The organism is Zhihengliuella alba (assembly GCF_039538765.1).
GTDB lineage: Bacteria > Actinomycetota > Actinomycetes > Actinomycetales > Micrococcaceae > Zhihengliuella > Zhihengliuella alba.
Map to the genome: position 1 here is coordinate 173,361 of NZ_BAABCJ010000005.1, position 24,076 is coordinate 197,436.

General features: G+C 71.1%; 20 protein-coding genes. 15 read left to right on the top strand and 5 right to left on the bottom strand.

All coding sequences use genetic code 11. The annotated features are described in order from the left end of the window. Nucleotides 1–9 precede the first annotated feature (9 nt). The 14 genes from aceB to ABD784_RS10470 all read left to right on the top strand — a co-directional run bounded on the left by aceB (nucleotide 10) and on the right by ABD784_RS10470 (nucleotide 14,352). Nucleotides 10–1,635 carry a malate synthase A gene (aceB, locus tag ABD784_RS10410; protein WP_344883996.1) on the top strand — a complete coding sequence of 542 codons (1,626 nt, stop codon included), beginning with the start codon at nucleotides 10–12 and terminating at the stop codon, nucleotides 1,633–1,635. Next, a complete protein-coding gene (locus ABD784_RS10415; RefSeq protein ID WP_344883999.1) occupies nucleotides 1,632–2,912 on the top strand; it encodes a DUF6986 family protein in 1,281 nt (426 codons plus the stop codon). The genes aceB and ABD784_RS10415 overlap by 4 nt, the downstream gene beginning before the upstream one ends. Continuing rightward, the gene (locus ABD784_RS10420) at nucleotides 2,905–3,741 is read left to right on the top strand and encodes a bifunctional allantoicase/(S)-ureidoglycine aminohydrolase (RefSeq protein WP_344884002.1); all 837 of its coding nucleotides are present in this window, start codon (nucleotides 2,905–2,907) and stop codon (nucleotides 3,739–3,741) included. The genes ABD784_RS10415 and ABD784_RS10420 overlap by 8 nt, the downstream gene beginning before the upstream one ends. 274 nt (nucleotides 3,742–4,015) lie before the next feature. Beyond that, on the top strand, nucleotides 4,016–5,344 hold the full coding sequence (locus tag ABD784_RS10425) for an MFS transporter (RefSeq protein ID WP_344884005.1): 1,329 nt from the start codon (nucleotides 4,016–4,018) through the stop codon (nucleotides 5,342–5,344). An 86-nt stretch (nucleotides 5,345–5,430) separates the two neighbouring features. Beyond that, complete coding sequence (locus ABD784_RS10430; protein ID WP_344884008.1) at nucleotides 5,431–6,105, top strand: GntR family transcriptional regulator; 675 nt, start codon at nucleotides 5,431–5,433, stop codon at nucleotides 6,103–6,105. Next, nucleotides 6,102–6,962: an aspartate/glutamate racemase family protein gene (locus tag ABD784_RS10435; protein WP_344884011.1), complete on the top strand. Its 861-nt coding sequence runs from the start codon at nucleotides 6,102–6,104 to the stop codon at nucleotides 6,960–6,962. Before ABD784_RS10430 ends, ABD784_RS10435 begins: the two co-directional genes overlap by 4 nt. After that, on the top strand, nucleotides 6,959–8,401 hold the full coding sequence (locus ABD784_RS10440; protein ID WP_344884014.1) for a dihydroorotase: 1,443 nt from the start codon (nucleotides 6,959–6,961) through the stop codon (nucleotides 8,399–8,401). The genes ABD784_RS10435 and ABD784_RS10440 overlap by 4 nt, the downstream gene beginning before the upstream one ends. Next, the gene (locus ABD784_RS10445; protein ID WP_344884017.1) at nucleotides 8,398–9,234 is read left to right on the top strand and encodes a maleate cis-trans isomerase family protein; all 837 of its coding nucleotides are present in this window, start codon (nucleotides 8,398–8,400) and stop codon (nucleotides 9,232–9,234) included. Before ABD784_RS10440 ends, ABD784_RS10445 begins: the two co-directional genes overlap by 4 nt. 236 nt (nucleotides 9,235–9,470) lie before the next feature. Then, nucleotides 9,471–10,076 carry a nicotine blue oxidoreductase gene (nboR, locus tag ABD784_RS10450; protein WP_344884020.1) on the top strand — a complete coding sequence of 202 codons (606 nt, stop codon included), beginning with the start codon at nucleotides 9,471–9,473 and terminating at the stop codon, nucleotides 10,074–10,076. Nucleotides 10,077–10,165: 89 nt separating this feature from the next. Further along, entirely contained in the window at nucleotides 10,166–11,083 is a 918-nt protein-coding gene (locus tag ABD784_RS10455) for a hypothetical protein (RefSeq protein WP_344884023.1), read from the top strand. Beyond that, entirely contained in the window at nucleotides 11,083–11,358 is a 276-nt protein-coding gene (locus ABD784_RS10460; RefSeq protein ID WP_344884025.1) for a hypothetical protein, read from the top strand. The genes ABD784_RS10455 and ABD784_RS10460 overlap by 1 nt, the downstream gene beginning before the upstream one ends. 821 nt (nucleotides 11,359–12,179) lie before the next feature. Beyond that, on the top strand, nucleotides 12,180–12,593 hold the full coding sequence (locus ABD784_RS14345) for a VanZ family protein (RefSeq protein ID WP_425582973.1): 414 nt from the start codon (nucleotides 12,180–12,182) through the stop codon (nucleotides 12,591–12,593). A gap of 839 nt (nucleotides 12,594–13,432) precedes the next feature. Continuing rightward, nucleotides 13,433–13,975, top strand: coding sequence for a DUF2975 domain-containing protein (locus ABD784_RS10465; protein ID WP_344884027.1), 543 nt, complete (start codon nucleotides 13,433–13,435; stop codon nucleotides 13,973–13,975). Continuing rightward, nucleotides 13,972–14,352, top strand: a complete 381-nt coding sequence (locus ABD784_RS10470) for a hypothetical protein (RefSeq protein ID WP_344884030.1) — start codon at nucleotides 13,972–13,974, stop codon at nucleotides 14,350–14,352. Before ABD784_RS10465 ends, ABD784_RS10470 begins: the two co-directional genes overlap by 4 nt. Nucleotides 14,353–14,392: 40 nt before the next feature. Here the strand turns inward: ABD784_RS10470 and ABD784_RS10475 are convergent, their stop codons facing one another. The 5 genes from ABD784_RS10475 to ABD784_RS10495 are packed head-to-tail and all read right to left on the bottom strand — an operon-like array spanning nucleotide 14,393 to nucleotide 21,862. Further along, nucleotides 14,393–17,296 (bottom strand): molybdopterin-dependent oxidoreductase, encoded by a 2,904-nt coding sequence (locus ABD784_RS10475; RefSeq protein WP_344884033.1) that lies wholly within the window; start codon nucleotides 17,294–17,296, stop codon nucleotides 14,393–14,395. 1 nt (nucleotide 17,297) lies between these two features. Next, nucleotides 17,298–18,335: an FAD binding domain-containing protein gene (locus tag ABD784_RS10480; protein ID WP_344884036.1), complete on the bottom strand. Its 1,038-nt coding sequence runs from the start codon at nucleotides 18,333–18,335 to the stop codon at nucleotides 17,298–17,300. After that, the gene (locus tag ABD784_RS10485) at nucleotides 18,326–19,768 is read right to left on the bottom strand and encodes an XdhC family protein (RefSeq protein WP_344884039.1); all 1,443 of its coding nucleotides are present in this window, start codon (nucleotides 19,766–19,768) and stop codon (nucleotides 18,326–18,328) included. Before ABD784_RS10485 ends, ABD784_RS10480 begins: the two co-directional genes overlap by 10 nt. A gap of 30 nt (nucleotides 19,769–19,798) precedes the next feature. Then, nucleotides 19,799–21,352 carry an NCS2 family permease gene (locus ABD784_RS10490; RefSeq protein WP_344884629.1) on the bottom strand — a complete coding sequence of 518 codons (1,554 nt, stop codon included), beginning with the start codon at nucleotides 21,350–21,352 and terminating at the stop codon, nucleotides 19,799–19,801. 15 nt (nucleotides 21,353–21,367) lie between these two features. Continuing rightward, a complete protein-coding gene (locus ABD784_RS10495; RefSeq protein WP_344884041.1) occupies nucleotides 21,368–21,862 on the bottom strand; it encodes a nucleoside deaminase in 495 nt (164 codons plus the stop codon). 452 nt (nucleotides 21,863–22,314) lie between these two features. Here ABD784_RS10495 and ABD784_RS10500 point away from each other — a divergent pair, with 452 nt between their 5' ends. After that, the gene (locus tag ABD784_RS10500; RefSeq protein ID WP_344884044.1) at nucleotides 22,315–23,700 is read left to right on the top strand and encodes an 8-oxoguanine deaminase; all 1,386 of its coding nucleotides are present in this window, start codon (nucleotides 22,315–22,317) and stop codon (nucleotides 23,698–23,700) included. Nucleotides 23,701–24,076: the final 376 nt, after the last annotated feature.

Here is a 24,076-nt window from a genome sequence, read left to right on the forward strand (position 1 = left end):
GAATCCGTCATGACCATCTCCGCTCAGCCGGCCCCCACCGTCGCCGGCGCCGAGACCGTGCTGACCGACGAGGCGCTCGCCTTCGTCGAGAAGCTCCACCAGCGCTTCGCCGCCACCCGCGACGAGCTGCTCGAGGCCCGCGTCGAGGCGCGCTCGAAGGCCTCCGCGGCCGCCCGGCTCGACTTCCTGCCGGAGACGGCCGAGGTCCGCGCCGGTGACTGGACCGTCGCCGAGGCCCCCGAGGCGCTGCGCGACCGCCGCGTCGAGATCACCGGCCCCGCGACGCCGGCCAAGATGGCGATCAACGCCATGAACTCCGGCGCCAAGGTCTGGCTCGCCGACCTCGAGGACGCGTCCACGCCGTCGTGGCACAACGTCATCGATGCGTTGAAGAACCTGCACGACGCCGCCCGCGGCACCCTGGAGTTCACGTCGCCGGAGGGCAAGAAGTACGCCCTGCGCGGCGAGGTCGACCGCGCCGTCGTCGTGGTCCGTCCGCGCGGCTGGCACCTGCCGGAGGCGCACGTCGAGGTCGACGGCGCCCCCGCCGTCGGCGCGCTCGTGGACTTCGGACTGCACTTCTTCCACAACGCCAAGCACCTGGCCGAGACCGGCCAGGGCCCGTTCTACTACCTGCCGAAGATGGAGTCCTACCTCGAGGCGCGGCTGTGGAACGAGGTGTTCGCGTTCGCGGAGGCCGAGATCGGCATCGAGCACGGCACCGTCCGCGCCACGGTCCTGATCGAGACCATCCCGGCGGCCTTCCAGATGGACGAGATCCTCTACGAGCTGCGCGAGTACGCGTCCGGCCTCAACGCTGGCCGCTGGGACTACCTCTTCAGCATCATCAAGTACTTCCGCGAGGCCGGCAGCGCCTTCACCCTGCCGGACCGCGCCGACGTCGCGATGACCGCCCCGATGATGCGCGCCTACACCGAGCTGCTGGTGCGCACGTGCCACAAGCGCGGCGCGTTCGCGATGGGCGGCATGGCCGCCTTCATCCCGAACCGCCGCGAGCCGGCCGTCACCGAGGCCGCGTTCGAGAAGGTCCGCGCGGACAAGTCCCGCGAGGCCAAGGACGGGTTCGACGGCTCCTGGGTGGCGCACCCGGACCTGGTGCCGGTCTGCCGCGAGCGGTTCGACGCCGTGCTCGGCGAGAAGCCGAACCAGCTGGACCGCCTCCGCGAGGACGTTGACGTCTCCGCCGAGGACCTCCTGGACATCGCCTCCGCCCCGGGCCGCGTGACCGAGGCTGGCGTGCGCGCCAACCTCTACGTGGCCGTCGCCTACACGGCCGTCTGGCTCTCGGGCAACGGCGCCGTGGCGATCCACAACCTGATGGAGGACGCGGCCACCGCGGAGATCTCCCGGTCTCAGGTCTGGCAGCAGATCCGCAACGGCGTGGTCGCCGAGGACACCGGCAACACCATCACGGCCGAGCTGGCCGCCCGGATCCTCGCCGAGGAGATCGAGCACCTGCGCACCGAGGTGGACGACGACGCCCGCTTCGAGCGCTACTACCGCCCGGCCGCCGACCTGATCGGCCGCCTGGTCTCCGGGCGCGAGGAGGACTTCGAGGACTTCCTGACGCTGCCGGCGTACCGCTTCCTCACCGAGGAGCTGGTGGCCTCGTGAGCGTCTCCCCAGCCCTGGGCGCGGACGCACTCGCGGAGATCGAGCGGCGCCTCGCCGCGGCGGACCGCCGCCTCTCGGACCTCTACCCGGGCGAGGACGGGCGCCGGCAGCCGGTGCACACCGTCTACATGCCGGCGGACCAGTTCGTCACCGGCACCGCGGCCGACTGGGGCACTCGCGCCCTCGCGGCGGCGGGGGAGGCCGGCGGCCTCGCCCGGCTGGCGGGCCTGCTCGGTCTCCAGGACTCGGCGACGCTGGCGGAGCTGGTCGAGCGCAAGCTCCGCTCGGAGCCGATCGAGGACCTCCGGCTGGACTTCGAGGACGGCTACGGCGATCGCGGCGACGCGGCCGAGGACGCGGACGCCGTCCGTGCCGCGCTCGCGGTCCGCGACGCCGTCGTCGAGGGCACCGCCCCGCCGTTCATCGGGATCCGGTTCAAGTCCTTCGAGGCCCCCACCCGGGCCCGGGGCCTGCGCACGCTGGACCTGTTCGTCGGCGGCCTGGTCGCCGCCGGCGGCCTGCCGGACGGGCTGGTCCTGACGCTGCCGAAGGTCACCTCGGTGGAGCAGGTGGAGGCCATGGTCTTCGCCGTCGAGGAACTCGAGCGGGCGCACGACCTCACGCCGGGCCGCCTGCGCTTCGAGGTCCAGATGGAGACCCCGCAGCTCATCCTGTCCGACGACGGCACGGTCCCGTCCGCGCGGCTCATCCACGCCGGTCGCGGCCGCGTCTCCAGCCTGCACTACGGCACCTACGACTACTCGGCCTCGCTGGGCATCGCGGCGGCCTACCAGTCGATGGAGCACCCGGCCGCCGACTACGCCAAGTCGGTCATGCAGGTCGCGGTCGCCGGCACCGGCGTCCACCTCTCCGACGGCTCGACCAACATCCTGCCGCTCGGCGACCCCGAGAACCGGGTGGCCGCCTGGCGGCTCCACGCCCGGTTGGTGCGCCGCCACCTGGAGCGGGGCATCTACCAGGGCTGGGACCTGCACGCGGCCCAGCTGCCCACGCGCTTCCTCGCGACGTACTCGTTCTACCGCGAGGGCTTCGGGGCGGCGGCCACCCGCCTGTACAACTACGTGCACCAGGTGGAGTCGTCCGTCATGGACGAGCCGGCCACCGCCCGGGCCCTGGCCCTGTTCATCTACCGCGGCCTGGTCTGCGGCGCGTTCACCGCCGAGGACGTCCAGTCCCAGGCCGGGGTCGACGAGGCGCAGCTGCGCTCCATCGCCCTCAACATCCCGCTCAACTCCCCGGAAGGTTCCCATGTCTGACATCGCCACGGCGGCCCCGGCCGCCTCCTACCGCTCCGCCCAGGGCGGTCTGCCCCCGCAGTCGGACCTGCTGACCGACCGCGCCATCGTCACCGAGGCCTACACGGTCATCCCGCGCGGCGTGCTGCGCGACATCGTCACCTCGGTCTTCCCCGAGTGGACCGGCTCCCGCGCCTGGGTCCTCAACCGGCCCGTGGCCGGGGGTGCGACGACGTTCGCCCAGTCGATCGTCGAGGTCGCCCCGGGCGGCGGCTCGGAGCACCCCGAGCCGCAGGCCGAGGTCGAGGGCTTCCTGTTCGTGATGGACGGGGAGCTCACGGTGACCATCGAGGGGACCCCGAACGTGCTCCGCGCCGGTGGCTTCGCGTTCGTCCCGGCCGGCACCGCGTGGTCCGTCGCCAACAACGGCGTCGAGACCTCCAGCTTCCACTGGATCCGCAAGCGCTACGAGCCGTTGGCCGGCCACACCCCGCGCCCGGTGGTCGGCAATGAGCAGGACATCGAGCCGAACCCGATGCCGGACACCAACGGCGCCTGGCGGACCACCCGCATGCTCGATCCGCAGGACCTCGCGTTCGACATGCACGTCAACGTCGTGACCTTCGAGCCGGGCGCGTCCATCCCGTTCGCGGAGACGCATGTCATGGAGCACGGCCTCTACGTCCTCGAGGGCAAGGCCGTATACCGCCTGAACGGGGACTGGGTCGAGGTGCAGGAGGGCGACTACATGTCCCTGCGCGCCTTCTGCCCGCAGGCCTGCTACGCCGGCGGCCCCGCGAAGTTCCGCTACCTGCTCTACAAGGACGTGAACCGCCAGGTCAGCCTGTAGCCAGCAGAGCACCACGCAGGGAGGGTCCGGGGGCCGCGAGAGCGGTCCCCGGGCCCTCCCTACGTGCGTCCGGACGGGCACGAGGGTCCGGGGGCCGCGAGAGCGGTCCCCCGGGCCCTCCCTGCGTGCGTCCGGACGGGCACGGCGGGTCCGGACGGGGTGGCGCGCATGGGCTCCGAAAGGAGCCCAAATATCCGTTGAAACGTGAGCTGGGACACTTCTACGCTGAATGGGATCCCAAAAATCACTCCCTTCGAGAAGCGAGGAACACCCCGTGTCCACTCAACAGGATTCGCCGATCACCACGGAGGAGGCCGGCACCGCGACGAAGCGGTCCGCGCCCACCAACGTCCGCTGGAAGCTGTTCATACTGCTGCTCGTCCTCGTGACGGTCAACTACATCGACCGCGGCTCCATCTCGGTCGCCCTGCCGATGATCCAGGAGGAGTTCAACCTGCCGCCGGAGCTCGTCGGCCTGCTGCTCTCCGCGTTCTTCTGGACCTACGCCGCCATGCAGATCCCCATGGGCTGGCTGATCGACCGCTTCGGCCCCCGGAAGATGATGACGGCCTCCTGCGTCGGCTGGGGCGCTGCCACGGCGGCCTCCGGCCTCGCCGGCGGCTTCCTCTCCATGTTCATCGCCCGCATGGGCATCGGCGTCACGGAGGCCGGCGTGATGCCGGCCGGCGGCAAGCTCAACGCCATCTGGATGCACGCCAAGGAGCGGGGCCGCGGCGCCACGATCCTGGACGCCGGCGCACCGCTCGGCGCGGGCATCGGCGGCGTCGCCATCGCCGGACTGATCGCCATGACCGGCAGCTGGCGGTGGGCCTTCATCATCGCCGGCGCCGCCACTGTCCTGCTCGGCCTGGCCGTCTGGAAGTACGTGCGTGACAACCCCCGGGAGCACCCGGGCGTGAACGACGCCGAGGCCGAGTACATCGAGGCCTCCCACCGCGAGGAGGACGCGGCCGCCGGCGGCGGCGAGACGCGCCGGGCCCTGCTGCCGTACCTGCGCCACCGCTCCTTCTGGGCCATGTGCCTGGGCTGGCTCGGCTTCAACGGCGTCTTCTACGGACTGCTGACCTGGGGCCCGCTGTACCTGTCGGAGGCCAAGGGCTTCGACCTGAAGACGATTGGCTGGTCCACCTTCGTGATCTTCGGCGCCGGCTTCGTCGGCGAGATCCTCGGCGGCGCGCTGGCCGACCGGCTGCGGGCCAAGGGCCACGGTGCCAACAAGGTCATGCGCTCCATGCTCGGCTTCTCGGCGCTCATGGTGACGCTGGGCCTGATCGGCACCACCGTGATCCCGGATCCCATCACCGCCGTGACGCTGCTGTCCGTGGTGCTGTTCTTCCTGCGCTGGGTGGGCCTGTTCTGGTCCGTCCCGTCCATCCTGGGCGGCCGCACCAACGCCGGCGTGCTCGGCGGGGCGATGAACTTCAGCGGCAACATCGCCGGATTCGTCACCCCGATCGCCGTCGGCCTGATCGTCGGCGCCACCGGCGGCTACACGTGGGCGCTGCTGTACTTCGTGGGCTCGGCGCTGCTGATGGGCGCCGCCGTCGTCACCCTGGACTACAGCAAGCGGCTCGCCGTCTGATCCACCCGGCACCGGCCAAGACGGTGCGGGGGCGGCAGCCGCCCCCGCACCCTCCCGGTCCGAACCACCACCCCTCAGGAGGAACCATGCACAGCACCGGCGACGCCGCGGCCCGCAGCCGGCCGCTCCGGGAGCAGGTGCGCGATGCGCTGCGCCAGCGGATCTTCGAGGGCGACTACCAGCCGGGCGCCCGGCTGGTGGAACGAGACCTCGCCGCCGAGTTCAACGTCTCGCGCCTGCCGGTGCGGGAGGCCCTGCGGATGCTCCGCCAGGAGGGCCTGGTCGCCGAGAAGGCGACGCGCGGCTCCGTGGTCGCCGGCCTGACGGAGAAGGACGTCCGCGACCTCTTCGACATGCGCGAGGCGCTGGAGGTCCTGGCCTGCCGCCTCGCCGCCGAGCGGGCCACGGAGGACGAGCTGGCGGCGCTGGAGCGCCTCCTGTCCGACGCCGAGGCCCACCTGGCGCGCGGCGCGGCCGACGAGGCCCGCCGGGCCAACTCCGAGTTCCACGACGCCGTCACCCGCATCTGCGACAACGAGCTGCTGCGCAACGCGCTCGAGCCGCTCCAGGGCCGCATGCACTGGCTCTTCCGCCACGCGGACGATCTCGCCGAGCTGATCGCCGAGCACCGCCGCCTCCTGCTGGCCATCGCCAGCGGCGACCCGGACCGGGCCGGTCTCGAATCGGCCTGCCACGTCGCCAAGTACCGCACCCAGTTCCCCGGCCTCCACGCCGCTCTCACCCGGACAGGAACCCCATGAGACTTCTGATCGTCAACCCGAACACCAGCGACGAGGTCACCGACCTCATCCGGGCCGAGGCCGCCCGCAGCGCCGGCCCGGACACCCGGCTCGACGTCCGCACCGCCCCGCACGGCGTCCAGTACATCGAGACCCGCCTCGAGTCGCTCATCGCCGCCGGCGCCGTCGCCGAGGTCGTCGCCGACGCCTTCCAGAACGACGACGACGCCCGCCCGGACGCCGTCGTCGTCGCCGCGTTCGGCGACCCCGGCATGCCCGCGCTGAAGGAGCTCGCCGACGTCCCCGTCCTCGGGATCACCGAGGCCGCGTTGTGCGCGGCGGCCCTGCAGGGCTCGCGCTTCTCCATCATCGCCATCTCCCCGCGGATCACCGCTTGGTACCGGGACTGCGTGGAGCGGTTCGGCTTCGGCGCCCGCCTGGCCTCGATCCACAGCATCAAGGAGGAGCTGAACGGCATCGGCACCGTCCAGCAGGACTTCGCCGAGACCCTGGTGGAGCTCGCCAACCGGGCGGTGCAGGAGGACGGGGCCGACGTCGTCATCCTCGCCGGGGCGCCGCTGGCGGGGCTGGCGCGCGAGGTGGCGCACCGGATCCCGGTCCCCGTGGTGGACGGGATCTCCGCCGGAGTCCGCCTCGCCGAGGCCGTCGCCGGCCTGGCCTGCGGCACGCACCGCGCCGGGTCCTACGCGTGCCCGCCGCCGAAGCCGCGGGCCGGCCTGAGCGCCGGGCTCGACGCGCACCTGGCCGCGCGCCAGGCCGCGGGCGCGGACACCGCGACGGCGGCCCCCGCCGCAGCCGCGCCCGCAGCCGCACCCGCAACCGCACCCGTCACCGCTGCCGCCGGGGCGACGGCATGAGCGCGGACCTCGTCCTCGCCCACGGGCTCGTCGCCAACGCGGACGGACGCCGCGTCGCCCACGTGGTGGTGGACGGCGGGCGCATCGCCGATGTGGTCGACGCCGGGCAGCCCGTCCCCGAGGCCGCCCGAGTGATCGACGCGACGGGCCTAGTGGTGATGCCCGGCGGCGTCGACGGGCACTGCCACATCGCCCAGACCACCGGGCCCTACACGACGCTCGACGACTACGCGACCACCACAACCGCCGCCCTGCACGGCGGCACCACCACCGTCCTGGACTTCGGCATCCCGGCCCACGCGGGCGAGACCCCGCTGGCGGCCGCGCTCGGCAAGCTGGACCTGGCCGCAGCGGCCCGCTGCGACGTCGCGCTGCACGCGTCCGTGGTCGAGTGGGACGAGACCGTGCCCGGGCAGCTCGAGGAGCTGGCCGCGCGCGGCATCCGCTCGGTGAAGCTCTACACCACCAACCGCGGCACCACCATGGCCGACGGCGACACCGTCCTGCGCACGCTGCGGGAGATGGCGCGGCTGGATGGACTGGCCTACGTGCACGCCGAGCACGACGAGATCATCGTGGACTGCACCCAGCGCCACGCCGACGCCGGGGAGATCGGGATCGCCGAGCTGCCGCGGACCCGCCCGGAGCTCGCCGAGGAGGCCTCCGTCCGGGAGGTGCTGGCGCTCGCCGAGTACACGGGCGCCGGCGTGTACTTCGTGCACCAGTCCACGCCGGGGGCGGTGGACCTGGTGACCGCGGCCCGGCTCGGCGGCCAGGCGGCGTTCTCCGAGACGTGCCCGCACTACGTGGCCCTGGACAGCAGCGTCTACGCGGGCCCGCTGCCGGAGTTCTACGCGTGCTGCCCGCCCATGCGGGATCCGGAGACGGTCGCGGGGCTCCGCGAGCGCCTGCTCGGCGGCGCCGTGGACACCGTGGCGTCCGACCACTCCTGCTACAGCCTGGACCAGAAGCGCGAGCACACCGACGACATCCGCCAGATGCCCCACGGGCTGCCCGGCGTGGAGACCCGCCTGCCGGTGACGTTCACGCAGATGGTGGGGGAGGGCCTGGACGGACTGGAGGACTTCGTGTCCGTGTTCGCGGCCGCGCCCGCACGCCTCAACGGCCTGCGCGGCAAGGGCGCCGTGGCCCCGGGGTACGACGCCGACCTGGTGCTCGTCGATCCGGCGGCGGTCCGCGCGGTGGACGGCGCGGCGCTGCACATGGGCACGGACTTCTCGCCGTTCGAGGGGCTCAGGCTCCGCGGCTGGCCCACCGCCGTCGTCGCGGGGGGCCGCGTGGTGCTCGACCGCGACGGCTTCCACGATCCCGGGCCCGCCGGCCGCGTCCTGGAGCAGGCGCCGCTGAGCGAGGCCCTCTCCTGGGGCCCGCTCGGCGCCCCGGCCACCGAATCCCACGCAGCGAGGAGCACCCGATGAACCGCACCCTGGAGACCGAGAGCACGCGCACTACGAGTACCGGCGCCACGAGTACCGAGACGACGAATTCCGAGACGACGACGTCGTCGGCGACGGAGGCGCCCGGCCCGATCAGCGCGGCCCGGCCGCGGCGGATCGGCATGATCGTCCCCTCGTCGAACACCTGCTTGGAGCCGCAGACCTACCGGATGCTGGCGGACCGGGCCGACGTGACGGTGCACAGCAGCCGCATCCCGGTCACGCGCATCGCGCTGGACTCCGGCTCCGACCAGCAGTTCGACGTCGCGGGGATGCGCGCGGCCGCGGAGCTGCTCGCGACGGCGGACGTGGACGTCATCGCGTGGAACGGCACGTCCGGATCGTGGCTGGGACCGGACCACGACCGCGCTATCGCGGCCGAGATCACGGCCGCGACCGGCATCCCCGCGACGACGTCGACCCTGGCCTACCTGGAGGCATTCGCGGAGTTCGGGCTGCGCCGGATGGGACTGGTCACCCCGTACACGCGGGACGTGAATAGCGCCGTGGCCGAGGCCTATGCGCGGGAGGGCCTCGAGGTGGTGGGGGAGCGGCACTGGGGACTCAGCGACAACGAGTCGTTCGCCCGGGTCGCCCCCGAGGATCTGCTGCCGGTCTCCCGCGAGCTCGCCGCCGAGGGGCCGGACGCGTTGGTGTACCTGTGCACCAACCTCTACGGGGCTCCGGCGGTGGAACGGCTGGAGGCGGAGACCGGGGTCCCGGTCCTCGACTCCGTGGCGGTGACGCTGTGGCACTGCCTGAAGCTCGCCGGCGCCGAGGGGCTGGATCCGCGGTGGGGGCGTCTGCTCTCCTGAACGGCCCCTCGGGCAGCTGACCGAGCACAAACGAAGGCCCCCAACCACTGGCTGGGGGCCTTCGCCTCATCACTCGCACCTTCATGAGGTGTCTACGACGATAGTGCGTCTGACTGGGAAGAACCTGACCGCGGACTGCCCATTCCCTGCCGAGGTCGGCGGTCTCCCGGAGTCTCGCCGGCACGACGGCGCCGTCGCGGCGATCGAGCGGGCCTTTTTCTGCCTAGGGTGATCTCATGCACACTTCGCCCGCACCCACCACCGGCCTCCTCCTGGCCGCCGGTGCCGGCACTCGGCTCGGCCGTGGGCCCAAGGCGCTGCTTCCGTTCCGCGGGCGCACGCTCGTGGAGGCGCTCGCCGGCGAGCTCCGGGCCGGCGGCTGCGCGGAGGTGACCGTGGTGCTAGGGGCAGGGGCGGAAGAGGTCCGGCGGCTGCCCGGGCTTCATGACTGCAACCTCGTCGAGAACCCGCGGTGGCGGAACGGCATGGGCGGCTCCCTCCAGGTAGGTCTGGCTTCGACGCCTGCGGACCACCACGTCCTGGTCGCGCTCGTGGACCAGCCGGGCGTGGGCGCCGCGATCGTCGAACGCCTCCTCGGCGCGCACCGACCGGGACGCGTCACCGCGGCCGGCTACCGCGGCAGGGACGGTGAGCTCCGCCGGGGCCACCCGCTCGTCCTCGACGCGTCGCTCAAGCGCGCCGCGGCCGAGTCGGCGACCGGGGACGCCGGCGCCCGCGATTTCCTGCGCGCCCATCCCGAGCTGATCGACGTCGTCGACTGCTCGGACCTCGGCTCGGACGACGACGTCGACACTGCTGAGGACTTACACCATCTGGATTGAAGCCTCCTGCTGCGACGAGCCCAGCGGCGGCGGCACCGGAGCCTCGATATTTCGTAGCGATTGCAGATGCTTCGCGGCCGGCTGAACCGTTGAAGGTCACCACCCCGCACGGCAGCACCGAGTACTGGTACGGGGCGGCCACAGGGCACGGCACCAGCGAGTACCGTTCCCTGCCGACCAAGATGGTCATCAGCAACCACGGCGCCGCCGGCACCACCGGCACCACCGGCACCTACACCGCCGCCTACGACGGCGCCGGGAACCTCACCACCCAGACCATGCCCGGCGGGATCAGCCAAGTCCGCTCCTACGACACCGCCGGACGGGTCACCGACCTGACCTACCGCGGCGCCGTCACCACCGGCACCACCACCGCCACCGGGGACTGGGTCTCTTGGAGCCTGGCCTACCGGGCCGATGGCAAGATCGCCGCTGAGGCCAGCCCGGACGGGCTCGCCCCAGAACTCGGCGAACCCGACGGCACCGGCGCGTACGAGCGTACCTACACCTACGATCAGGTCGACCGGCTCGCCAGCGTCACCGATCACGTGAGCGATCAGAAGCGCGCCTACGCGTTCGACGCGAACGGCAATCGGACCGGACTGACCACTACCAGCGGTCTCACCACGGCCAGCCCCACCACCAGTGCGAGGAACTGGGCCTGGGATGCGGCTGATCGGTCCACGGGCAGCGGTTACACGATCGACACGCTCGGGAGGATGACCGCGATCCCGGCGGCGGATGCGCCGGCGACGGGGACGACGGCGGCGAACAGCGGTGCCGGTGGTGCTGGGATCACGATCGCGTACTACGCCAACATCACTCCCCGGGCCATCACAGCGTCGGTCGAGGAGCTGAGGGAGACGGGCATGCTCATCACACCCCTGGTCCCCGAGCGGACCATCGTCCAGGAGACCCGCTCGGCGGGGGAGTGGTACGGCAACTACCGCAAGGGGCAGATCGTCCTCGACGCCTACACCGAGATCGCACGAAAGGTCATCGACTAATGTCCGCCGACAACCGCCCAGACCGCCCCGAGCCAGGCAAGCGCCGCCCGAGGCCGGCCCACGACGCCAACGTGGACCCCATCGAGCCGGCCCCGGCGCCCGCCCCTGCATCCGCGCCAGCTGCGAAGGTCCGCCGCGAGCCGTTCACGACAGCGATCGACCCCGACGTCCGGTACATCCTCAATCGGGTCAAACTCGAGGAGAACCTCAAAATCTATGAGGCGCTCGAGCAGGCCATCGTCGCCCACTGGGGCCACAAGTATGGACGTAAATAAATATTTATTTGCTGTCATCGGGGGCAGTCGGGTATTGAGGGGGACTGTGCGCACTCCAAGATGCGGACGCACTTCTCTCTTGCGGCCTAACCGCGGCCGCACCAACCACCCAGAGTCGCAATCGCACATGCGCACCAGACCGCTATAACTCAACCAAGAGGTCTAAATATTTTGTATAGATGGAAAATGGAGTATAGTCGGGGCCGGGCCTCTGTTCAGAGAGCCTCGTGATCCGTATCTGAGTTGGGAGAACCCCTGAAAACTGCATCGTCGCCTACGCCCGTTCGCAAGAGGGGTTCCCTGTTGGCGCTCCTTGTACTCTGTGTGTCGCTGGTGCTTGGAGCTGCTCCCGCTCACGCAGCCGGAAGTTTCACCTGGAATGCAAGCATCAAGGTGTCGGTCACATCCCGCGAATGGACCCAGTCAGCCGGCACCACTAAGATTAAGGCCAGCGCGATTTGTCCCGGTGGGAACTACCAGAAGGGCTACAGTATAACCCTTCAGCGGAAGAATTGGAATGGCTGGGAGAGCAAGGGCAGGAAATCATACGTCTGTGGCGGCGCCCAGACGAGCTCGTGGACAGGAATGGAACGTGGAACATTCCGTTTCTACTTGTCCCGACCCAATGATGGGGCCACGCTGAACCTTTCCGGTAGTGTCACCTACCCCTGAAATAGTAAGAGCGGCCTCCTATGACGAATCTCTTTAGATCTTTTGGCCATGTAATACCGATATTCCTTGTGGTGATTCTGGTATTGGCCGTCGTAATTGTTCTAACTTACATTCCGGCCCTACGTGCGCGGAGAAAAGTTAGAACGAAGATGCTCTGGCTATGGGCGACTTCCTCGTGGTTAGTCGGCGTGTTCCTTGTCACGCTGTATCCGCAGGCTTGGGGGATGGAGCCAGGACGAGCCCTGTCACTCGTGCCCTTTGCGTCCTTTGGTGGCAGCGATTTGGGAGTGGGCAATTCTGTACTTTTTGAGGTCGCCGCAAACTGCCTCATGTTCCTAATTGGGGGATTCCTCCTCCAATTTGCAACAGACAAGCCAGGCCGTATCGTCGGCTTCTGCTTGGGGATGGCCGTTCTTGTGGAGGTTCTCCAATATGCTTTCGCCGCCAGCCGTGTTGCAAGCGTTGACGATGTAATTTGGGCTGGCGTCGGATCCGCTGTAGGACTGTTTCTGGCTAGGGCAATGAGGAAGCATCAGCGAGAAACTGCACAGGCCGGTGTTTAAATAGCTCAGAATTGACTTCCGAATGTGGCTTCGTAACTGACTCCTGTCAGTTACGAAGCCACATTCGGTTGAACATTAGTCGGCCGGTCAGTTTTCTGGTTTCTTAGCTAGATATTTTCCTAGTTTTCTTGGGTTCTTTCTTCCGGTGCGGCGTGGCCCTGGTAGGCCGGGCTTGCCCGCGGTACTCGGTGGTCAAGGCCAGGAAGGCCCTTTCGGGACACGGCCCCGCGCGGGTACTAGATCGCGGCGCCACCTGACCGGACTGCCCGTGCAGTCGCCCGTCCGTGGAAGAAGAAACCGGCCGCGGGGTCAGGTGAGCCGGCTGCGCTGCGGCTTGGAGCATGGGGCCTGGCCGGCAGTGACCAATGGCGTTTCGAGACCGTGCACGCCAGCTGGCGGCGGGCGATAATCTCTCGACGGCTCGGTGCCCTGGCGGGGGTGTGCAGGCGGTCAGGCGGAGCCCCGGCGTCCACCTGTGTGCGGGAAAAGCAGCGGAGCGGAGGAGCTCTTGCCGTGCACATGTGAGCGTCGAGCGCTGTTCAGATTGGGGGAGTGACCTAGGGAGGGACCCTGTTCGTACGCTCGGAGACGGCTTCCGGCCCTCCCAACGAGACGGAAGCATGCACGGCCCCGGGCTCATCGCCTGGGGCCGCACGCGTTAATCGAGCGTCGCCGCCGCAAGCCGTGTTCCTTGACATCTCTGGGTGAGCAGGGACTGGTCGAGTGTGTGCGCCGGCTGCGGGATAACGAGGCCGCGTTCCTCGCTAGCTCGGACCACGGATATCGGACGCCCGCCTTCGTCTATTGACTTTCAATCTCAATCGAATGATGCTCGATATGTGAACAAGTCGCTGGTCCTGCCCCTTCGAGCCGTCCTCATCCTTTTGCTCGCGGCTGTGCTCACCGCGCAGATCCTGATCCCGTTCGCGGCGGAGAAGCTGGGCGGACCCTTCGAAGAAGTCAGCCATCTCGTGGCGCCGTACTCGGTGGCGGGCATCCTCTCGCTGCTCTGCTGGCAGGTCGCCCTGGTGGTGGTTTGGCGCCTGCTGTCCCTCGTTAGCCGAGGACAGTTCTTCGCGACGAGGGCGATCAAGTCGGTCGGGGCCATCATCTATGCGGTGGCCGGAGCCGCACTGCTACCCGCCCTCACCATGCTGCATCTTCTGTTCGTCGTGGGCATCGGGGGCCCCGGCGTCGTTCTGGGGGTCGCGTTCTGCCTGATCTGCGGGGCAGCGCTCGTCGTGTTCTTGATCGACGTGAGAGCACTCCTCGCCATGGCGGCGGAGCATCAGGGCGAACTCGACGAGGTGATCCAGTGCCCACAGCTCGACGTCGGCCACCCCGCGATGGTTCACCGCGGCACTGATGAGAGGGAGAGATGAGCGGTCCGAACTACATGGAGCGTCGACTCGCCTCCATGTTCCCGGCCCTGCATGTCCGTTCCTGGCACGAGGCAGCTGCTCTGGCCGGGGAAGGAGCGCAGTGTCTAGGAATCGAGGGAGAGGGCTTCAACCTCGTCCTCTTTCAAGTCGCCGACGATGACTTCCGGCTGGAGGTCCATACATCAACGGGCACCTGGGTCAGCGGCGAGAACAGCCAGATGTGGGCGCTGTGGAGTGGCAGACATCTTCACGATCGGTTGGTCGATGCCATCGCGCGGCTGCTCGACGAGGCAGCCTTCACACGCTGGAGCCCGAACCGCGACTATGTCGTGGACAGAACCCCGATAGGGTTCGTGTTCGAGTACTCGCCCGAATGAGCCGCTCGGACGAGGCGCCACCGACCGACGGCACCATGCGTCAGCCGGCCGCTCCGATCAGCCCCGCCGCCGAGGGCGCCTCCTCGCTCGCTGCGGGGGCACCCTCGGCCGCCCGCGCCTTCAGGGCCAGGTAGATCCGGTCCCGCGTGATCGGCAGTTGGGCGAACCGCACGCCGGTGGCGTTCCGGATGGCGTTGGCCAGGGCCGGTGCCACCGGGTTGAACGGGCTCTCGCTCATCGACTTGGCGCCCAGCGGGCCCAGCTCGTCGTTGGTGTCCGCGAAGTACACCTCGCTGCGCGGGACGTCCGCGAAGGACGGGATGTGGTACTGCCGCAGGATGTCCGTGGTGACCCGCCCGGTCCCGTCGATCAGCACCTCCTCGTAGAGGGCGGCCCCCAGGGCCTGCGCGATCCCGCCCTCGATCTGGCCGCGGCACTGGCGCGGATTCACCACCACGCCGGCGTCGGCGGCCTGCACGCTCTGCAGGACGCGCAGCTCCCCGGTCCCCGTGTTCACGGCCACCCGGAACCCGTGGACGTTGAACGCCACCGAGCGCGGCGTCCCGCCCCAGCGGCCCTCCGCCGCGAGGTCGAGACCGAGCCGGGCCGCGGCGTCGTACAGCTCCGCCAGCGGCAGGCGCCGGGAGGGGTCCCCGGCCAGGACGACGGCGTCGCCGTCCAGCTGGCAGTCCTCCTCCGGGACACCGCCGACCGCAGCGGCCGCGGACCGGATGCGGCGGGCCAGCTCCTGGGCGGCCAGGAGGGTCGCCTGCCCGGCGACCACCGTCCCGGCCGAGCCGAACGCGCCCGTATCGTGCTCCACGAGATCGGTGTCCGACTGCCGGACCGCCACCCGGGACGCCGCGGTGCCCAGCGCCGTGGCGGCGAGCTGGGCGTGCACCGTGGTGGTCCCGTTGCCGAACTCGGCGGTCCCGACGGCGGCGGCGTACCCGCCGTCCGGCAGCAGCCGCAGGCGCGTGTGCGCGTAGTGGCCGCGCGGCGGGACCGTGTCGATCATGGACAGGGCCGTCCCGGTCCCGACCACCCAGCCGGGGCCGGGGTCCTCCAGCCCGGCGTCGCGGAAGCGCTCGGCGCCCCGTTCCAGGGCGTCGCGGACCAGTTCGATGCACTGGTCCAGCCCGTAGCTGCCGTAGTGCACGTCCTCCTCCGGGTCCGGATGGGTGGAGAGCATGCGGTCGCCCGGGCGGACCATGTTCCGGGCGCGGAACTCGAGCGGATCCATCCCGATCCCCGCCGCGAGCTCGTCCACGGCGGACTCGATCGCGAAGATCATCTGGCTCAGCCCATAGCCGCGGAACGCGCCCGAGGGCACCGTGTTGGTGTAGACCGCCTGCGCGTCCACGCGCTTGTTGGCGCAGTTGTAGACGGCCAGCGACTCGCCGCAGCCGTGGAACATGACGCCGGGGGAGTGGTTGCCGTAGGCGCCGGCGTCCGTGACGACGTCCAGCTGCAGGGCGGTGAGGCGCCCGTCGCGGCTGGCACCGGCCTTGAGCCGGATCTCGAAGGGGTGCCGGGTGGTGGTTGCGGTGAGCTGCTCGGTCCGGGTCAGCTCCAGCTGGACCGGCCGGCCGAGCTTGAGAGCCGCCAGGGCCACCAGGTCCTCGGTCAGGACCTCCTGCTTGCCGCCGAATCCGCCGCCGACCCGGCCGGTGAAGACCCGGATCCGCTCCTCGGGCAGGGCAAACACCCGGGCCAGTGTGCGCTTGACCAGGAACGGCACCTGGCTGGAGCTGCGCACCACCAGCCGGTCGCCGGGCTCCACCCAGGCGATCGCCGCGTGCGTCTCCATGGCCACGTGCTGCACGCGCTGGGTCCGGTAGGTCCTCTCGTGGACCACGTCGGCGGCGGCGAGCCCAGCGTCGACGTCGCCGAGCTCCGAGTGCACCTCCGCCACCACGTTCCGGTGCGGCCGGGCGACCCGCGCGGCCTCGGCGTCCTTGTCCCCGTGGAGCGCCGGCGCTCCCGGCGCGAGGGCGTCAACGGGCTTGAGCACGGCCGCGAGCGGCTCGTAGTCGACCACGACGGCCCGCGTGCCGGCCTCGGCGGCGGCGACGGTCTCGGCGACGACGGCGGCCACGCGCTGGCCGACGAACCGGACCACGTCGTCGAGCACCCGAGTGTCGTCCGGATCGTCGGTGTAGATCTCGTGCTGGGCGGTCGAGAAGAGCTGCGCGGGGGCGTCCCGGTGCGTCAGGACGGCCACGACCCCGGGGATCTCCAGCGCCGCCGATGCGTCGATGGAACGGATGCGGGCGTGGGCGTGCGGGGAGCGCAGCACCTTCAGGTGCAGCAGACCCGGGAGGTCCTCCGGCGGCACATCGAGCGTGTAGCGGGCGGTGCCCGTGACGACGGCGTGTCCGGCCGGCGCGGGGACGTCGTCCCCCATCCTCCCGGTGCCGGTTCCCGTGCCGGTGCCGGTGCCCGCTGAGGGCGAGGGCTCGGTGTGGCCCGGGCAGGACTCCGCGGCGGGCTGGTCCGCCCCGCCGACGGCCCCGCCGACCGCGTCGGCGATGGACCGGTAGCCGGTGCACCGGCAGAGGTTGCCCTTGAGGCTGCGGGGCAGGTTCGCCCGCTGGTCCTCGTCCAGGGCGGCGGCCGTCATCATCATGCCGGCGGTGCAGAACCCGCACTGGAAGCCCTGCGCCTCCAGGAACTGCTCCTGCACGGGATGGAGGCCCTCGCCGTGGCCGGTGGCGGCACCGAGGCCCTCGATGGTCGTGACCGCGTGGCCCTCGGCGCGGACGGCCGGGAAGAGGCAGCTGTGCACCGGGGTTCCGTCCACGTGGACGGTGCAGGCGCCGCAGTCTCCGCCGTCGCACCCCTTCTTGACCCCGAGGCTGCCCTGCTCCCGGAGGAAGGTGCGCAGGCACTGGCCCGGGCGGGGCTCGGCCGCGGCCGGCGTCCCATTGATCTCGATGGCCATGTCAGGCCTCTTTCCGGTGGATCGGCTGCGTGGTCGGGGGCTGGGCGCTGGGCCGGGCGTTCGGCCGCGGGCTGGATTGCGTGGTGGGCTGGGCCGACCGCGCGTGGGCGCGACCCGTCCCGTCCGGGCACTCCCAGAAGTCCCCGGAGACCGCGAACGTCCCGTCCGGCCCGTGCTCGCCGAGCAGTTCCGCGCGGAGCTCCTCCGCGAGCCGGAGGGTCATGTCCCGCCGCCACTCCGGCAGGCCGTGCTGGTCGTCGTGGTACAGCTCCGCGGGGATGGACTGCACGACGGCGGCCGCGAGCCGGTCGGCGTCCGGCGCCGCGTCCGCAGGGAACCTCAGTTGCACGGGCCGCCGGGTGGACGCGGTGACCGTGAGGACCAGCTGGCCCCGGGCGCCGTCGGCATCGTTCCGCGGGCCGAGCCGGCCGATCAGCAGCGCGCCGGAGCGGCCCAGGTTGCTCAGCGAGAGCCGCCGGAAGGCGACCTTGGAGGCCAGCGCGGCCGCGGGGATGCGGATGCTGCGCAGGAGCTCGCCCGGGCCCAGGCAGTTGCGGGCGTCCCCGGTGACGAACTCCGCCACCGGGACCGTGCGCGCGGCCCCGTCGGCGCCGATCACGGTGGCGACGCCGTCGAGCCCCGCGCAGAGCGAGGTCATCGGGCCGGCCGGCAGCGAGGTGCAGATGTTGCCGCCCACGGTGGAGAGGTTCCAGATCTTGAAGGAGGCCACGAACGAGTCGCAGCAGGGCCGGATCAGCTCCAGGCCGGGCCAGTCGCGTCCGGCGACCGGTTCGGAGCCGGGCAGCGCGTAGAGCTCCGCGATGGTGCAGGTGGCTGCGAGCTCGATCCCGTCGTCGTCCACCGTCACGGCGGGCCAACCGGCCCGGCCGAGGTCCAGCAGCCGGCGCAGCGGGCGCGGGCCGAAGGCGTAGGCGCCGTAGGAGAAGAGCACGGTGCCCCCGGCGAGCCAGGCGTCGCCGTCGCGCCAGTCGGCGGGGTCCGTGGTGGGGACCACCGCCTCGATCGTGTTCAGGTCCATGGTGAGGTCTCTCGGTCGGCTCCGGTGACGGAGGTGGGATGCGGTGCAGCGTCGGCGAGGGCAGCGCCGGGTGCGTTTTCGGTCCGCGCGGCTGCTGTCACGAGCGGAGACCGGGACGGCCCCGGGCGGTGGTCCGCGTGGATCGGCCCGGCGCCCTCCTTCAAGGAGGTCGCCGGGGCGTCCACGCGGACCGCGATGATCTCGGCCGCGATGGAGACGGCCACCTCGGCGGGGGTGACCGCCCCGAGGTCCAGTCCGATCGGCGAGTGCAGCCGCAGGAGCCGCTCCGGGGCCGTGCCCGCGGAGAGCAGCGCGTCGATCCGCTGCCCGTGGCTGCGGCGGGACCCCATGGCCCCCACGTAGGCGAGGTCCAGGTCCAGGGCGGTGCGCAGGAGGGGGACGTCGAACTTCGGGTCGTGGCCCAGCACGCAGACCGCGGTCCGGGCGTCGATCCTCCCCGCGGCCGCCTCCTCCGCGAGATAGCGGTGCGGCCACTCCGCGGCCACGTGGTCCGCCGCGCGGAAGCGCGCCTGGCCCGCGAAGGCCGGGCGCGCGTCGCAGAGCGTGACCTCGTAGCCCAGCATGCGCCCCACCGGGATCAGGGCGGCCCCGAAGTCGTTGGCGCCGAACACCAGCAGCCGCGGCGCGGGGAGTCGGCTCTCGACGAAGAACGAGACCGGGCCGGACTCGCACTCGCCGGGGACCGCGAGTTCCACGCGGCCGGTCACCCCGCCGCGCAAGAGGGGCCCCAGCTGCGCGGCCACCGAGGCCAGGAGCCCCTGAGTCCCGCCCAGCAATTGAGTCCTGCCCAGCCGCTGAGTCCCGCCCAGCAGGCGGGAGAGCTCGGCGGCCCGGGAGGTCCGGAATCCGGCGGGGTCGTGCACGACGACGGCCCCGCCCGGGCCGTCCAGGCGGCGCACCAGTGCCAGCGGTGCCGCGGTGGTCCCCGCGTCCCCGGCAGCGGCCCGCGCGCCGGCGCCCCCGCCGCGCCGCGATCCGGTGGGCGCGCCGATGCGGGAGCCCGGTCCCCGCCCGGTGCGCGAGCCCGCCTGGGGTGCCGCCGGGACGAGCCCAGCGGCGCCGAACTCGATGGCCAGCAGCTCGGCGAGCTCGCGGGGGCCCGCCGGCCCCAGATGGACCTCGAGCTCCCCGCCGCAGGTCAGGCCCGCGGCGAAGGCGTCGTCGGCGCTGTAGCCGAAGCGCTCGAGCCGACTCACGCCGTCGTGCAGGACCTCGAGCGCGGCCTCCACCACGGCGCCCTCGATGCAGCCCCCGGAGAGGCTGCCCAGGACGTCGCCGTCCTCGGAGACCAGCATCGAGGTCCCCGGCGGGCGCGGCACGGAGCCGCTGGCCGAGACGATCGTGGCGACGGCGCAGCGGCGTCCGCCGAGTGTCGGCGGCCAGTCGCCGAGCAGGGGCATCAGATCGAGCATGGAGCACACCTCCCGTGTGGTCGGGGCGCCTCAGGCGCCGAGCAGAGCGTTGATGGGGCCGCGCGCGAAGTAGACCAGGAACCCGGCGGAGACCACCCACATCAGGGGGTGGACCTTGCGGGCCCGCCCGGAGGCGGCGCTGATCACGGCGAACGAGATGAAGCCGACCCCGATCCCGTTGGCGATCGAGTAGCTCAGCGGCATCGTCACGATGGTCAGGAACGCCGGCAGGGCCACCGAGAACTTCTTGAAGCCGATCTCCTTGATCTGGGCCATCATCATGGCGCCGACCACCACCAGCGCGGCCGCGGCCACCTCGATGGGCACCACCGAGGTCAGCGGCGTGAAGAACATGGAGCCCAGGAACAGGACCCCGGTGACCACGGAGGCGAGCCCGGTCCGGGCGCCCTCGCCGATCCCGGCGGCCGAGTCGATGTAGACCGTGTTGGACGAGCCCGACGTCGCACCGCCGGCCACGGCCCCGATGCCCTCGACCACGAACGCCGCCTTCAGCCGCGGGAACGTGCCGTCCTTGTAGGCCAGGCCGGAGCTCTTGGCCAGGCCGGTCATGGTGCCCATGGCGTCGAAGAAGTTGGTGAAGACCAGCGTGAAGACCAGCATCACCGCGGCGAGGGCGCCGACCCGGGAGAAGGAGCCGAAGAGATCGAACTCGCCCACCAGGGTCAGGTCCGGCAGGGACATCGGCTGCCCGGTGAGCACCGGGGTGTTCAGGTGCCAACCGCCCGGGTTGTCCGCCCCGCCGGGGCCGAGCCGCAGCACGGCCTCGGCGACCGCGGCCAGGGCGGTGGTGGCGACGATCCCGATCAGCAGGCCACCCTGCACGCGACGGGCTACGAGCACGCCCATGAGCAGCAGGCCGGCCACGAAGACCAGGGTGGGCACGCTGGAGATGGAGCCGTCGGTGCCCAGCTGCACGGGCGGGCCGCCGTCGGTGGCGCTGACGAAGCCCGAGTCCACGAACCCGATGAAGGCGATGAACAGGCCGATGCCGACCGTGATGGCGGCCTTGAGCTCCTTGGGCACCGCCCGGAAGATCGCCGTCCGGGCGCCGGTGACGCCGAAGAGGACGATCAGGACGCCGTTGATGACCACCAGCCCCATGGCCTCCGGCCAGGTGACGTCCTGGATCACGGAGACGGCCAGGAAGGAGTTGATGCCCAGGCCGGCCGCGAGCCCGAAGGGCAGGTTGGCGATCAGCCCGAAGGCGATGGTCATCACGCCGGCGGTCAGCCCGGTCACGGCGCCGACCTGGGCGGCCGGCAGCCACCCGCCGGCGACGTCGACCGGTGCGTTCTCGGGGGAGAAGCCGCCCATGATGAGCGGGTTCAGGATGACGATGTACGCCATGGTGAAGAACGTGACGGCGCCGCCGCGGAACTCGCGCGTCAGCGTGGAGCCGCGGCGGCTGATCTCGAAGAACGCGTCCAGCACCCGTAGGGGGCCCGGCGGCGGGACGGCGCTGGCCGTCGAGGGGGACGACGCCGTCCCGCTCTTGCCGCTGGTCGCGCTCTTGCCGCTGGTCCGGCGCTGGCCGGAGTCCGATGATTTGTCGAGGAGGGTCATCTCAACCACCGGGTCCTAGTAGTCGATCCGCGTCTCGAGCGAGTTCCAGGTGGTGAAGGGCTGTCTGACGTCCGGGAAGTCCTCCGGCGAGCCGTCGAGCTTGCGGACGGGCATCAGGCGGTCCCGGTCGGCGTTCTCGAAGTACTCGTAGAACACGACGTCGTCGAAGCCGCCGGACGCGGCGTCGTGGCGGTCGGCGGCGTACACGACGTCGCCGATGCGCGCCCAGAGGGCCGAGGCCAGGCACATGGGGCACGGCTCGCAGCTCGTGTAGAGGGTCGCGCCGGTCAGATCGAACGTGCCGAGCGCGGCGCAGGCGGTGCGGATCGCGGTGACCTCGGCGTGCGCCGTGGGGTCGTTGGTCGCCGTGACGCGGTTGACTCCCTCGAACACATGGCCGTCGGCGGTGACGACGACGGCGCCGAACGGGCCGCCCTGGTTGAGGGCGTTGGCGGTCGCCAGCTCGATGGCGGTGGCGAGGAAGGAGGTGGCGGTTTCAGTGGTACTCATTGTGTGACTTCCTTGGTGCTGAGGAAGCCCGGGGGCGCCGTAGCGGGGGTCTTCGTCGAGGATCCTGCGGCGCTGCGGCTACCAGGCTTCAGCTTGGGGATGAACGTTGAGTTGCCTGGTAGATAGCGCCCCGGGATCCGGGAGCCCGCCATGGGCAGAACCGAGATTAGCACCAGTGTGTGATGCACGCCATAGGTTTTCTGGAACTTTTTTCCCACACTACGAAATTCTGGGTCGCACCCGGCGCTGACGACGGCCTATGCTGAGCGGACGAGTCCCTCCTCCGTGGCAGGCCATGCGGTCGATGCCGCGGCGGACCCGGACCCGCGCGCCTGCGTCCCCGGATCGGCAGCGCGCCCCTGGATCAGCAGACAGGGCCCCACTGAGCTGGCTCGTCGGCCCACGCCGACGACCGTCGACGTCGAGCACCGCATCGGTGCAGGAGGCCCCGCATGAACGCCAGCACCCACGCCCTCACTGATCCCGCCCCGTCGCGGCTCTGGATCAAGGACCCGCTCGCGGTCTTCACTGCCAACGGGCTCGACGCCCGGGGCGGCCTCGTGGTGGCGGACGGCCGGATCTCCGAGCTGGTCCCGGCCGGCGGAGCGCCGGCGCAGCCGTGCCAGGAGGTGTTCGACGCCGGCCGCCACGTCCTGCTGCCGGGCCTGGTCAACACGCACCACCACTTCTACCAGACCCTCACGCGGGCCTGGGCGCCGGTGGCGGATGCGCCGCTGTTCCCCTGGCTGAAGAATCTCTACCCCGTCTGGGCGCGGCTGACCCCCGAGGACCTGGAGCTCGCCGTGGAGGTGGCGCTCGCCGAACTCCTCCTCTCCGGCTGCACCACCGCCGCCGACCACCACTACCTCTTCCCGGCGGGACTGCAGGAGGCCATCGACGTCGAGGTCGCCGTCGTGCGCCGGATGGGGATGCGCGCCACGCTGACCCGGGGCTCCATGTCCCTCGGCGAGGACGACGGCGGACTCCCGCCGCGCTCCACCGTCCAGCGGGCGGACGCGATCCTCGCCGACAGCGAGCGGGTGATCCGCGCCTACCACGAGCCCGGCGACGGGGCCCTCGTCCAGATCGCGCTGGCCCCCTGCTCCCCGTTCTCCGTGACCACCGAGATCATGGCGGAGAGCGCGGCGCTCGCCGAGCGCCACGACGTCCGGCTCCACACGCACCTCGCCGAGACACTGGACGAGGAGGAGTTCTGCCGGCAGCGGTTCGGGCTGCGCACCGTCGACTACCTGGAGAGCGTCGGCTGGCTCGGCGACCGCACGTGGCTCGGCCACGGCATCCACTTCGACGGCGCCGAGATCGCCCGGCTGGGCGCCGCCGGCACCGCGGTGGCGCACTGCCCGACGTCCAACATGCGGCTCGCGTCCGGGACGGCGCGCGTGCTCGAGCTGGAGGACGCGGGCGTCCCGGTGGGGCTGGGGGTGGACGGGTCCGCGTCCAACGACGCCTCCAACATGATCCTCGAGGCCCGGCAGGCGCTCTACCTGCAGCGGCTGCGCTACGGGGCCCAGGTCCCCGTGGAGCGGGCGCTCGGGTGGGCCACCCGGGGCTCCGCGGCGGCGCTCGGCCGGTCCGACCTCGGCCAACTGGCCCCGGGCCTGCAGGCGGATCTGGCGCTGTTCACGCTCGACGAGCTGCGGTTCTCCGGCAGCCACGACCCGCTCGCGGCGCTCCTGCTCTGCGGGGCCGACCGCGCCGACCGGGTCATGGTGGGTGGCCGCTGGCGCGTGGTGGACGGGGCGATCCCCGGGCTGGACGTCCCGGCGCTGGCGGCGCGGCACTCCGCGGCGGCCCGCCGGCTGGTGGCCGGTGCGTGAGGCGGCGTCCAGGGTCTCTTCCGGCCCCGCTGCGGCGGCCGCCACACCCCAGCCCGCTTCCGGTTCATGGAAATACTTTCCCGAAAGCATTCCCATCGACCCGGAAGCGGGCTACTGTGATCCACATCTCGTGATCTCGATCACGTAACCTGGGAGCAGCAGGCAGGGTCGTAATGAGCTGGCATCAACCGATGCCGGCTCATTTTTTTATGCCCGACCAGCCCCCAGCGCATCTCCCATCCAGCGAACTCCACCGCAGTCGAACCCATCGCAGTCGAACCCACCGCAGTCGAACCCATCGCACCGCAGCCGCCCGACGGAACCCAACGAAACGCACTCTTCACGACGCACCCCCACGACGCACCGCGGCCACTCA